Origin of the sequence: Enterococcus sp. DIV1067f, assembly GCF_050543505.1 — a bacterium.
Lineage (GTDB): Bacteria > Bacillota > Bacilli > Lactobacillales > Enterococcaceae > Enterococcus_D > Enterococcus_D entomosocium.
In genome coordinates, this window is the sequence record NZ_CP172940.1 from 603,051 (window position 1) to 614,845 (window position 11,795).

Consider the following 11,795-nt stretch of genomic DNA (forward strand, 5'->3'; position numbering starts at 1 on the left):
AATAAGATGAATAGGACAAATATGGTGTCAAGTGCTGGGATCCGGGTAAAACTGCAAAAAATGGGCTCATTTTTAAGCGGTATGATCATGCCGAACATACTAGCTTTTATAGCTTGGGGACTATTAGCGGCATTGTTTATTCCCACAGGTTGGCTTCCTAATGAAAAATTTAATGAAATCGTGCCACCTACGCTAAACTATTTGCTACCATTGCTAGTAGCGTATACAGGTGGGAAACAAGTGTATGGCACTCGAGGGGCAGTAGTAGCTTCAATGGTGACTATGGGGTTGATCGTAGGTGCTGATGTTACGATGTTTTTAGGCGCAATGATAGTAGGACCGAGTGCTGCCTGAGGGATGAAAAAAATCGATTCCATTTATGAAGAAAAGGTAAAAACTGGGTTTGAAATGCTTGTTAAAAACTTTAGTGGGGGCATTTATGCTGCTATTTTGACAGTTATTGGCTATGTATTAGTAGGTCCAATATTCAATACATTGAACTATATGATGACTGATGCAGTCAATGTACTTGTTGAAAACCATCTTTTGCCCTTAGTAAGCATCTTTATGGAGCCAGCAAAAGTCTTGTTTTTGAACAATGCCATTAACTTTGGTGTTTTTGCACCAATCGGTTTAGAGCAAGTAGCTGAAAATGGTCGTTCCATGATGTTTGCAATTGATAATCCAGGTGTTGGGCTAGGTATTTTGTTATCATATATGGTTTTTGGAAAAGGAACAGCTAAGAAAACCGCTCCTGGGGCCATCGTTATCCATTTTTTTGGAGGAATAGCAGAAATTTTCTTTCCTTATGTACTGATGAATCCGTTATTGCTGATTCCAGCTATATTAGGAGGAATGAGTGGCGTTGCAACACTAATGATTACTGGAGCAGGAATGATTTCCCCAGCTTCGCCCGGCTCTATCTTTGCCTTCATGGCTGTGACTCCTCGGGGGAGCCACTTTGGTATTTTATTGGCAATCACTGTTGCAACTGCGGTCACATTTATTGGTGCTTCCCTTGTTCATAAATTAACAAATCGAACGTCGGATAAGAACAATGAAGAATTTCTCCTAGCAGAAGAAAAGACCAAGGAAATGAAGCGAAAAGGGAAAATTAGCAAAGATTTTTCAATTAAAAAAATTATATTTGCTTGTGATGCAGGAATGGGCTCTTCAGCAATGGGGGCAGCGATTGTTAGAAAAAAAGTTCAAGAACTAGGTTATGATATTGAGGTTACAAATGTTGCTATTCGTGATTTATCAGCAGATGAAACGTCATTAGTGATTACTCAAAAAGAGCTTCAAGAAAGAGCAAAAAAAGCTGCACCGTCTGCGCATTTTCAGTCAGTAGATGAGTTTTTGAATAGCGAGCGATACGATGAGATTCTCGCTGATTTAAGACAATCATCATCTTTGGACTAACTAATGTGAAAGCCTATGATCATAACGATAAAGAGTACGATCATTTAACAATTTTCATTCCAAATAAAGGAAAGAACAATAAATAATCGAAAAAATCACAGGAAGAGTTAGGAGATAGTTCTCTTCCTGTGATTTTTTGCTACCCATATTTAAATAAATTTTCTGATCTACCCTGATTTTGAACTAAAAATCTAGAAGAACCTATTCCTTCAAGAAACGATCTCTTCTTTTTCCAGACTAAGATAACGATAAAAAGTTGATCGTTTTAACCCTGTTTGGGCACAGATATCCACAACGGTTTTTCCTTCTTTTTGATAAAGGTTCAATGCGTGTTGAATCAGTCCAGGATCGATTCGTGGGCGACCACCGATATTTCCTCTAGCACGAGCGGATTCTAAGCCTTCTTTGGTCCGTTCGACGATGATGTCTCGTTCGAATTGGCTAAAGGCTTGGAAAACAGTCATCATCAATTTCCCTTGTGGGGTTTGCGTATCAAAATTTTCTTTGATACTGATAAGCTTTACTCCTTTTTTTTCAAAAAAGTAGACAAGATCAATGAGATCTTTGGTACTTCTTCCTAGTCGCGAGAAACTTTCAATGATGATTTTATCGTTTTCTTTCACTCGTTTTTTTAATTTATTTAATTCAGGACGATTCGCACGAACACCACTGATCTTTTCCGTATAAATTTTATTGCACTCATACCGGTCAAGTAAATCTAACTGACGCGAGAGATCCTGTTGTCTTGTGGAGACACGTGCGTACCCATAAACCATATTTGTCATACGAATTCCTCCAGTTGCACAAAAATAAGTCTACATAGAGAATACCTTGTTTGTTCACTTAAGTACACATTCAAGAAGCTTCTTAATGTGAATTTGGGAAATAGGAAGGTTTTTTTATGCACCTAAATATTGTACTATAGTAAAGACACTAGTCGGTGAGGAAGAAACACGGAGGGGAAAATGAGAGAATTGCAGTTAAATTTTATGCTAAATAAGACGACCGTTCGCTGGCTTCAAATGTTAAATACTTTTGAGCGAGAACGGACTTGTTCCATCGCAAGTTTAGCAAACAAACTTGATGTGACCCAACGGACGATCAGCTCGGATATCAAAGAATTGAAAACCTATCTACAAGAGGCAGCCGAATTTTCGCTTGTAGCCAATGGCTATCATTTTAGGGAAACGAATCCGAAAAAATACTTGTCCCAAAAAAAGGAGCTTGTTGCAGAAGAAGGAATGTATCAAATCTTGGAAGCCATTTTCCACGGTGAATTCTGTTCGGTTGAAGAGTGGGCGCAGCGCTTGTATGTATCAGAAAGTACGATGCGTCGTTATTTGAATACTGCTTCTGTGACGTTGCGAAAGTATCATGTGGAGTGGATCTTGCAACCGGTTAATTTGAGTGGCTCCGAAGCCAATATTCGCAAGTTCTTTAAAGATTTTTATTATGAATCAGATGTCACCCCTCATACGCTCTTGCCCCCCAAAGAACTGATTGCACTAGTCAGTGATGTCTTCTCAGAAATTCCCGCAGAGCTGGTGAATACAGGCGTTTCTCCGAGTGATTTTTATTATAGCTTGTATATTGCGATCAAGCGTTACCAATTGGGAAAGACGGTTCAGATTTCTCAATCGTTGGCAAAAATCATCGAAACCCATGAGGCATTTGCCGTAATGAATGACTTAGCACCTAAAATCGAAGCGCTATACCGAGTAAGACTGCCGCAACAAGAAATTATGTGGCTTTATTTAGTGACCGTGATGAAACGGACTTTGACCGAGCCTGAAAAAGAGCAGCAATTCGTTGCATCGTTTGGACTGTATCCTGAACTCGAAGAACTGAGTCAGCGCTTCGTTCAAGAATGGGGCATTTCCTTTCAAGAGCCCCAACGGGTCAAGACGATGATCCACGCCTTTTTCCTGTCAAAGAAAATCAATGAGCAACTGGCGCCCGTTTTAAATCACTTGCTAACAGAAGTAAAAAATGAAGCGCAGAAGCATCGTTCTGCCGCTTATCAAAGGAATCTGGCATTTATGAAGCAGCACCAAGCGATTCTTGGGATCAAGCAGGAGTATCTGGTAGATATTTGTGCGGCACTGACCCTTTACAGTGAAGCAATCAGGGAGCTCTATGCTCAAAAAGTCAGACGGATCGCATTGATAATAGAAGGCGATCTCTATGCCTGTCACACGATTCGTGCGCGCTTTTTGCGTTATGTCGGCAATGATCATCTGGTATTTTTTCCAAAAATCAATGAATTGACGACCGATTATTTGAAGGGAAATGCCATTGATCTTGTGGTTACAAATTATAGTGAATATTTATCAGAGTTCATCTTATCGACAGATTATCTTTTGCTCAAAGCAATCCCCGATCATCAAGATTGGCAAAGAGTGATTGAAAAAATCGATCCTCAGTTAGGGCAAGCGTTAAACGCTCCCACAGCCTAATATACGTGTTGAAAAAGAGCATGACGAGGACATGTGTGGATAAATTAAAAGGAAAAGCCGCAACCGTTGCGATCAACGGTTGCGGCTTTTATTCGTTCATCTAATAAAAAAGGGAGTTATCTGAAAATAGGCCCACTGTTCCTGAATACCAAAAGATTGGGTTATTTTGGTGAAAGAACAGCCTACGTTGAAACAGTTAGTTGGCATTTACTAGTTTATCAAAAATTGCTTCAAAGGTTTTGAACGTATCACTATCTAACTGACAAAGCCATAAAAGGTAGCTTTTTTCTTTGAATGTCCATTCGATCGAAGGGTAAGAGGCAATCAAGGCATGGTATTTCTCTCGTTGTTCACTGGTAGCTAATAACCACCGCTTCTCAAAAATCTTTTTCTCTTCCATTTTTATCTATCCCCCATAAAGAAACGTTGCCTGAAACTTCACTAACGGGCAACGTAAATCTAATGATATGCAGATCTATGTTTAGTATACCAAAGAAAAATGAATTTTTTTAGAAGATGTGTAAAATTACATACAATTTCTTTTATTTTGCTTTTTTTGGGACCTTTTTTGAAGAAAAGAAGCGTTCTGTTGAAAGGAACTGTTGTTAAAAATGTTTGTGATAATACTAAGAATTAGTAGGCAGAAACCTTGTATCTATCGTATTGAGTCAAGTGGTTACAGGTAATAACAAAAATGGACGATCCTTTTTAAATGATAAGGAATCGTCTTTTTTTATAACACTTTTTTTTGCACAAACTTTTAAAATGCCCTATTTAAAAAGAAAATGAAAATCAATTTATTCATACAGGTTTGCAAATCTTGATTTATCGATTGATGATCAACCATGGTAAATTTAATCTCGTTAAAAACGATAAAATTTCGTCAAAAAAGCATTATTTTATAGCTCTAATTTAGGTTTTTAGAGAGTTTGTATCGAATAGGTTGTTCCGATAAGAGCTATAACTGATTTTTTTCGAGGGAGTAAGAAAGGGTGACTGATAAAAACGTGAAATGAATCTTTAAAGTACAAGAGAAAGAATAGAGAAAAAGGAGTTACTTATGAATAACAAATTTAGTAAAAAAGTCACAGGTTTATTGTTGATTAGTCATTTAACTTTATCGGCGTTGCCAATAAATGCAATGGCGACAGAAAAAACTGATAATTCTTCAGGAGTGACACAAGAGAGAATAGAAGCTCCAAATTTATTATCAGATAGTGAAGCAACTCAAAGCACAGAAAATGACCATACAGCAACCAATGAGCAAGCAGTTCAGGAAACAGAGGGTTCTCCTACTGAAAGTGAAGAAGCTCAAACAGAAGTTTCTACTGAGAACTCTTCAGAAAATAATGAAGTCGCAGAAAATGATGAACAAGCGGATGCACCAAATGAAGAAACCTCAGAAAGTAATTCTAACGAATCATCAGAAGACGCTGCTGAAACCCGTTCAACAAGGGCAAGTGTCCAAGTAACATCTGATGCTGAATTACGGACAGCGTTAGCCAATGCGACGGTTACACAAATCAGCTTAGCCAATAACATCACGATGACTAGTAGTGTGACATGGACAGGGACGACCAAAACGATTGAAGGTAATGGTCATACGTTAACCTTCGGGAATAATGTTCGGTTGTATGGAAATACGGTAAATCAAGGATTAAGTATCAGAAATGTGAGAATCGTGGCTCATGCAACAAATACGATCTATCAAAATAGAACGTCCAGTGTTTCCTTCACAAACGTTACTCATGAAAATAGTCATGCAACGGGGCGCTTACTCTATTTAGCCGCTAGCAATTCTTCAGCTAATTTCTTTGGCGAAAACCGATTAAATGCAGGTTCCTTGATTTGGGCTACTTCGAATGTCCGGATGAATATCGGCAGTGGTGCTTCTGTAGTTGCAAATAACAACGGAACAGCTCGTGCGATTTATCTTGCAAGTGGTGGTCGAATTGATTTAGGTGAAGGCAGTTTATTAGACGTTACTCAAAACAATCCTTCAAATACAGCAAAAGCAGTCTTGATCGAAGGAAGTGCCTCAAGCGTAGTAGTTAATTCGAACGCAACGTTTAAGATCACAAGTGCGCCAAATACGCAAAAAACACAAGAAGCATTGGGGTTGCGAGGTGCTTTGACCGTATTAACTGGGGGAACACTGGATGTCGTGGGAAGAAGCACGTATTCAACGGTAAACGTTGGACAATCAAGCACTTTCCAGGAAGGATCAAATGTTCGAATCCAAAACAATCATACGAATGGAACCGCAATTGGGTCCTATCCAGGAACAACGAACTACACGATCCACTCATCGACAGGAATGCAAACTTGGAGAAGATCAGCTGATTTTTCAGGAGAGCCCAGCTTTAATTATCCAGAGTTTAGACAAGGTTCTTTCTCACTAAATACTTATACGAACAAACAAGTTACTTCGCGAATTGAATCTAATGACTCAATCTTTAACGCAACATTCAATAGTTCTCAAATCGGAAAAATCGCTTTTGGTGACTTTGTGGATACCGCAACGATTCAACAAACGACCATTGACGACTTAACCACAAGCTCAACGCGCATTACGGGGCGAGCTGAGCCAAATGCCGATTTAGCAGTCACTATTGAAGGACAAGGAAGTTTAACGGGACGCGTTGCAAGTGATGGAACTTATCAATTTGCGATTCCGAACGCACCATTAGCAGTTGGAACAAAAGTGACTGTTACCGCAACGTCCAATGGTATTCAATCGGTTGCAGAAACAGTTGTAGAGGATAGTGAAAAAGAAACGATTGCCGAAACAACGATTTCCGAGCTAAATACTGACTCCACAAGTGTGACGGGAACGGCTGAGCCGAATGCTGAGATTACGATCAAAGCCGGTGACACGATCATTGCGAATGGACGAGTGGGTAGTGATGGCATCTATGCATTGACGATTGAGAAACAACAAGCTGGTACGGTAGTTACCGCCCAAGCAACCTTAAATGGCATTTCATCAAATATTGCAGAAACCATGGTTGATCGAGCAACGATCGCCGAAACAACATTGAATGAGGTGACAACCACATCCACTACCGTTAGCGGAACAGCTGAACCAGATGCACATGTGGAAATTACTATAGGCGATTCTGAAACGAAAAATGCCACTGTTGACAGTGATGGCAATTTTGAAGTAGAGATTGATCAACAAGCAGCGGGAACAATTATTACTGCTCAAGCAAGCATCGATGGATTGCAATCAAATATTGCTTCAACGATCGTTGTCACTGATCCAGCAAACACTGAAGGCACGATTACACCAGCAAGCTACAATGTTTCTTCGGCCGATCAGTTCCTGAGAGGGTCGTATACCGGTGATGTTGTATCTGCCCGTGTGTATGTAAATGGATCATCCGTTCGTGGTGGGAATTTTGCTGATGGTTCGTTTGAATTCTTTATCGGCAATCGCATCCAATCCGTAGATGATGTCGTAGAAATCGAAGCCTTGGATCAATATGGCAAAGTACTTGATCGGACAACCGTTGAATTAACTAGAGATTTGGCTGGTTCGATCACACCGGATCAATACCGTGTTGGCGAAACAATGATTACAGGGACCTTTACGGGTGATGTCAATTTTGCACGTTTAGTGATCAATGGCACGCCTTCTAATGCATGGGGTGGTACCTTCAATGCCGATGGCACCTTCTCGTTTTATGTAGCGAATCTTGGAATCAAAGCGGGCGATAAAGTTGAGATCCAAGCGTTGAACCGCCAAATTAACGGTAACACGGAAGCCATCGAAGTGCTAGAAACCAAAGAAGTAACAGTGATTGATCAACTTCAAGGGACGATCACACCGGATCAATACAGTTACACCGATACCATGATTACGGGAACCTTTACGGGAGATATCAATTTTGCCAACTTAGTGATTGATGGACAGTCAGTAGGGAACTGGGGTGGCACATTCAATAAAGAAACTGGCCGCTTTGAATTCTTTGTTCACGCACAATTTAGAGAACAGATCAGAACGGCAACGAAAGTAGAATTGCAAACCTACCATCGTGAAACAGTCGATGGACAAACGATTGATCATAAGCTGGTGTTGCAGCCGATAGAAATCGTCAAAGCAGCAGGCACGATTCAACCAGCAGCCTTCAAAGTGACAGAGAGTGAAATTACTGGAACCTTTACAGGCGATGTGAATTTCGCCAACTTGATCGTTGATGGACGTTCAATTTCATGGGGAGGCACCTTTAACACCGCAAACCAGACGTTTACTTACTTTGTCAATCAAACGACCCGCGACTTGATTCGCGATGCGGAAACAGTTGAATTGGTTGCTTACCATCGGGAGGTTGTTAGTGGCCGTCCGGTAGACACCGAATTGGATCGCAGTGTAGTCACTATCGACAAAGAATTTGTTGGCACAATTACGCCAAACCCTTACACATTAGGTGATCGAATCGTTACGGGAACCTATACAGGAGATGACATCAACTTTGGTCGACTTGAAATTGATGGCATGATCCTGTGGGTGAGCGGTTTTGCGGATGGTACCTTTACCGCCTACTTGAACCAAGAACAAGCCAACAGTGTGACAAAAGACAGCCAGATGACGATCTATGCATTGCATCGCTTTGCTGACTTAAGTACACGAGAGATTGCACAAGCAACCGTTTCAATCACAGAATAAGAAACAGAAACTACGAGAGCCCCTTGTACCTTGCCTGTTGCAAGGGGCTCTTCATTGATAGAAAGAGAGAAAGCAAATGAACATGAAGAAAAAAATCGTTAGCCTCTTTAGCCTTGCCCTCATGGGGAGTTTTTTAGCGGCTTGCTCGACGGATGACCAAGCAAAGACGGATACTACCCAAGGCAGCGAACCAATCGAACAAATCACGGATCAAAGCAATGCCGAGCCGCAATCGATCATTGGTGGATTAAAGATCATCATCGACAAACAAGAAATCAATCAAAAGAAAACAGAAGATGGGGAACAAGTATTACATACATTTACCATCACAGCAGAAAATATGGGGTCAGTTGCCGCTGGATTAGGTTCGATTGATTTTCTTTTAGAAACTGAAGAGGGAGAATTTCTTGAACTTGATCATACCATGGCGATGTTTGGCAATGAGATCGCTGTAGGTGAAACCATTACTGGACAAGTTTCCTTTGCTTTAGAAGAAGGACAAGTGGCGAAAAAACTGATTTATAAACCCGGTGAAGAACAATTAGCAGAATGGGATGTTAAGAGCGAATGAAGGTAAACGTTATTGGATTGGGGTATATCGGGCTGCCCACAGCACTTACTTTTGCAAACCATGGGATTGAAGTCGTTGGGGTTGATGTGTCAGAAACAGTCGTTCAATCACTTCAAGCAGGTCAGGCACCAATCGAAGAACCCGACATTGATCGCTATCTAGCACAAGCTTTAGCGAAAAAGACATTCAATGCACAGTTGGTTCCAGAAAAAGCGGATGTCTTTATTATTGCCGTACCAACGCCAAATATCGCCGATCAATTTGGTAGTTGCGACTTGTCCTACGTGAAAGCGGCGATGGCTGCTATCTTACCCTATCTTGAAAAAGGCAACACAGTCATTGTTGAATCGACCATTCAACCCCGCACGATGGAAGACATCGTTGGACCATTTTTTGAAAAAGCAGGTTATACCATTGGAGAAGATCTCTATTTGTTGCATTGCCCAGAGCGAGTTTTGCCAGGGAAAATCTTTGAAGAGCTGGTGATGAACAATCGAATCATTGGTGGCATGACGAGCGCTTGCACCCAACAAGGCAAACGCATTTATCAGACCTTCGTCAAAGGAAACGTGCTGGAGACTTCTGCAAGTATCGCTGAGCTATCGAAATTGATGGAAAACACCTATCGCGACTTGAACATTGCACTAGCCAATGAATTGGTCCAAATTGGGGATCGCCTAAACATTGATGCACTCCAAGTGATTGAGTTAGCCAATCAGCATCCACGGGTCAATATCCATCAACCGGGACCTGGTGTCGGCGGTCATTGCTTAGCAGTCGATCCGTATTTTGTTGTCGCGGCAGCACCTGATGACGCGAAGTTAATTCAATTGGGGCGGATGATCAATACAGAGATGCCTGAATTCATTATAAAAAAAGTCGAAGAAATCTTAGCGATTCATGGTGGAAACAAAATCGCGGTCCTAGGGTTGGCGTATAAGGGCAACATTGACGATGCCAGAGAAAGTCCGGCTGTTGAGATCGCCAAAAGATTGAAACAAAAGAAAGCTCTGCAAGTCACTACCTATGATCCTTATGTCGCCACTTCTGATGTTGCACAAATTGAAGCAGCACTAACAGACAGTGATCTGGCATTGATCCTCTGTGACCATGATGCCTTTAAAGACATAGCGCCGGCAGCCATTCAAGCGATGAAACAAAAAATCGTTTTTGACACGAAAAATATTGTGACAGGTAAAACGAGGTTCGAGGCTGCCTATTCTCTTGGGTCATTACCAAGCGCCCAGTAAATGGTTTGATTGCTATTTCTGTTATTGAAAGGGAAAACCAATGAATAAAGAAATAAATATGAAAAAATTGAAGCAAGTCCTTCAGCAACGAATAGGCTGGATCCTTATGATCATTAATATTCCCTTACTAGCGATGTTGTTTTATCTAACCCTGTTTGCTGAACCCATTTATCAAAAAAGTGCACAGTTGCTGATTAGTCAGTCAGAAACGATAGCTGGCAATCGTCTGGAAAACCAGACGATTCAGGCAGACCTTCAACTCGTCAGTACCTATAGCACGATCATCATGAGTCCTCGCATCTTAAATGAAGTCAGTGAGGCGCTAGAGGGAAGCTACGATGTGGCTGAATTGTCGAAGATTTTGAGTGTTACCAATGCCACCAACTCGCAGATCATCGAAATCAACGCTTACCATCAAAGTCCGAAGATCGCAGCCGAAATCGCCAATACGACCGCCAGCGTTTTTAGTGAAGAGATCCCTAAGATCATGAACATTGATAATGTCACGATCTTAGCAGAAGGAACCGTTTTGCCACAAGAAACGCCTGCTCGTCCAAACAAGTTTTTGTTGTACAGCTTGACCACTTTTTTAAGTCTTCTTTTCGCTTTTACGTATGTGTTCCTCCTGTTGGTTTTTGAGGGCAGTTTTGCTTCGAATACGGAAATCGAAGAGGTCTTAGGGGTAAAGGTCATCGGAGAGATAAGCAAAGAAAAACGAGTTGCTTCGTTTAAAACCATCCAGTCGAGAAGCTTTAGAGGAAGGAAGCGTGTGTGATGCGTAGCATGAAAGAAAATTATTCCATCATCAGCGAACAAGTCAAGTTGATTCGCGAAAATGTCGACTATTTATGCCAACAACAAGATGCTCAAACGATTTTGATTACTTCAGGAGAAAGCGGTACGGGAAAATCCACGGTCTCGGCAAATTTGGCGGTCGCCTATGCCCAAAAAGGGAACCGAACCTTATTGATCGATGCGGATCTGCGTAAACCCACCCAACATTATTTGTTTTCACAAGAAATGCACGTGGGCTTGTCCAACTATATCCGACGGGACATCTCGATCGAAAGCTGTGTCCAACAAGTGATTTTAGAAGATTGCGAATTTTCAATCATCACTAGTGGAGCCATTATGTCAAACCCTAATGATCTGCTCGCTTCTTCGAAAATGACCGCAGCCTTGCAAGAGGTCAAACAACTATACGATGTGGTCATTATTGATACGCCACCAGTCAATGTCGTTTCGGATGCCTTGATCCTAGCCAAGAAAGTCGACGGTGTACTTTTAGTCGTTCATGCGGATAAAACGAACAAACAATCCGCAAAAAATGCCGTCAAAAAGCTACGCCTAGTTAACGCAAACATCTTAGGTGTCGTGGCGAATGGCACGGACACGGGTGAAAATTACTATTATTAAGGAGGGGAACT

Annotated in this window: 10 protein-coding genes; 8 read left to right on the plus strand and 2 right to left on the minus strand. The window is 41.2% G+C overall.

Features of this window, described 5'->3' with window-relative positions; all coding sequences use genetic code 11:
• Window positions 1–6: 6 nt before the first annotated feature.
• The gene (locus IGJ42_RS02795) at window positions 7–354 is read left to right on the plus strand and encodes a hypothetical protein (protein WP_430615913.1); all 348 of its coding nucleotides are present in this window, start codon (window positions 7–9) and stop codon (window positions 352–354) included.
• 3 nt (window positions 355–357) lie between these two features.
• A complete protein-coding gene (locus tag IGJ42_RS02800; RefSeq protein ID WP_430615915.1) occupies window positions 358–1,422 on the plus strand; it encodes a PTS mannitol transporter subunit IIBC in 1,065 nt (354 codons plus the stop codon).
• Window positions 1,423–1,631: 209 nt separating this feature from the next.
• Here the strand turns inward: IGJ42_RS02800 and IGJ42_RS02805 are convergent, their stop codons facing one another.
• Window positions 1,632–2,207: a recombinase family protein gene (locus IGJ42_RS02805; RefSeq protein WP_139960435.1), complete on the minus strand. Its 576-nt coding sequence runs from the start codon at window positions 2,205–2,207 to the stop codon at window positions 1,632–1,634.
• A gap of 180 nt (window positions 2,208–2,387) precedes the next feature.
• Here IGJ42_RS02805 and IGJ42_RS02810 point away from each other — a divergent pair, with 180 nt between their 5' ends.
• Window positions 2,388–3,878: a helix-turn-helix domain-containing protein gene (locus IGJ42_RS02810; RefSeq protein ID WP_139960436.1), complete on the plus strand. Its 1,491-nt coding sequence runs from the start codon at window positions 2,388–2,390 to the stop codon at window positions 3,876–3,878.
• Between the two features lie 196 nt (window positions 3,879–4,074).
• Here the strand turns inward: IGJ42_RS02810 and IGJ42_RS02815 are convergent, their stop codons facing one another.
• Window positions 4,075–4,278: a hypothetical protein gene (locus IGJ42_RS02815; protein WP_005232004.1), complete on the minus strand. Its 204-nt coding sequence runs from the start codon at window positions 4,276–4,278 to the stop codon at window positions 4,075–4,077.
• Between the two features lie 660 nt (window positions 4,279–4,938).
• Here IGJ42_RS02815 and IGJ42_RS02820 point away from each other — a divergent pair.
• The 5 genes from IGJ42_RS02820 (at window position 4,939) to IGJ42_RS02840 (ending at window position 11,784) form a co-directional block, all read left to right on the plus strand.
• Window positions 4,939–8,547: an immunoglobulin-like domain-containing protein gene (locus tag IGJ42_RS02820; protein WP_139960437.1), complete on the plus strand. Its 3,609-nt coding sequence runs from the start codon at window positions 4,939–4,941 to the stop codon at window positions 8,545–8,547.
• Between the two features lie 76 nt (window positions 8,548–8,623).
• On the plus strand, window positions 8,624–9,118 hold the full coding sequence (locus IGJ42_RS02825) for a hypothetical protein (RefSeq protein ID WP_008377972.1): 495 nt from the start codon (window positions 8,624–8,626) through the stop codon (window positions 9,116–9,118).
• Window positions 9,115–10,368, plus strand: a complete 1,254-nt coding sequence (locus tag IGJ42_RS02830) for a nucleotide sugar dehydrogenase (RefSeq protein ID WP_139960438.1) — start codon at window positions 9,115–9,117, stop codon at window positions 10,366–10,368. The genes IGJ42_RS02825 and IGJ42_RS02830 overlap by 4 nt, the downstream gene beginning before the upstream one ends.
• Before the next feature lie 40 nt (window positions 10,369–10,408).
• The gene (locus IGJ42_RS02835; RefSeq protein ID WP_139960439.1) at window positions 10,409–11,143 is read left to right on the plus strand and encodes a YveK family protein; all 735 of its coding nucleotides are present in this window, start codon (window positions 10,409–10,411) and stop codon (window positions 11,141–11,143) included.
• Entirely contained in the window at window positions 11,143–11,784 is a 642-nt protein-coding gene (locus IGJ42_RS02840) for a CpsD/CapB family tyrosine-protein kinase (RefSeq protein ID WP_008377979.1), read from the plus strand. The genes IGJ42_RS02835 and IGJ42_RS02840 overlap by 1 nt, the downstream gene beginning before the upstream one ends.
• The last annotated feature ends 11 nt before the right edge of the window (window positions 11,785–11,795 follow it).

Bases quoted from the DNA above. Each gene is read 5' to 3' on its own strand.
- IGJ42_RS02835 (WP_139960439.1), top strand. From the start codon at position 10,409: ATGAATAAAGAAATAAATATGAAAAAATTGAAGCAAGTCCTTCAGCAA.
- IGJ42_RS02825 (WP_008377972.1), top strand. From the start codon at position 8,624: ATGAACATGAAGAAAAAAATCGTTAGCCTCTTTAGCCTTGCCCTCATG.
- IGJ42_RS02810 (WP_139960436.1), top strand. From the start codon at position 2,388: ATGAGAGAATTGCAGTTAAATTTTATGCTAAATAAGACGACCGTTCGC.
- IGJ42_RS02800 (WP_430615915.1), top strand. From the start codon at position 358: ATGAAAAAAATCGATTCCATTTATGAAGAAAAGGTAAAAACTGGGTTT.
- IGJ42_RS02815 (WP_005232004.1), bottom strand. From the start codon at position 4,278: ATGGAAGAGAAAAAGATTTTTGAGAAGCGGTGGTTATTAGCTACCAGT.
- IGJ42_RS02805 (WP_139960435.1), bottom strand. From the start codon at position 2,207: ATGACAAATATGGTTTATGGGTACGCACGTGTCTCCACAAGACAACAG.
- IGJ42_RS02820 (WP_139960437.1), top strand. From the start codon at position 4,939: ATGAATAACAAATTTAGTAAAAAAGTCACAGGTTTATTGTTGATTAGT.
- IGJ42_RS02840 (WP_008377979.1), top strand. From the start codon at position 11,143: ATGCGTAGCATGAAAGAAAATTATTCCATCATCAGCGAACAAGTCAAG.
- IGJ42_RS02795 (WP_430615913.1), top strand. From the start codon at position 7: ATGAATAGGACAAATATGGTGTCAAGTGCTGGGATCCGGGTAAAACTG.
- IGJ42_RS02830 (WP_139960438.1), top strand. From the start codon at position 9,115: ATGAAGGTAAACGTTATTGGATTGGGGTATATCGGGCTGCCCACAGCA.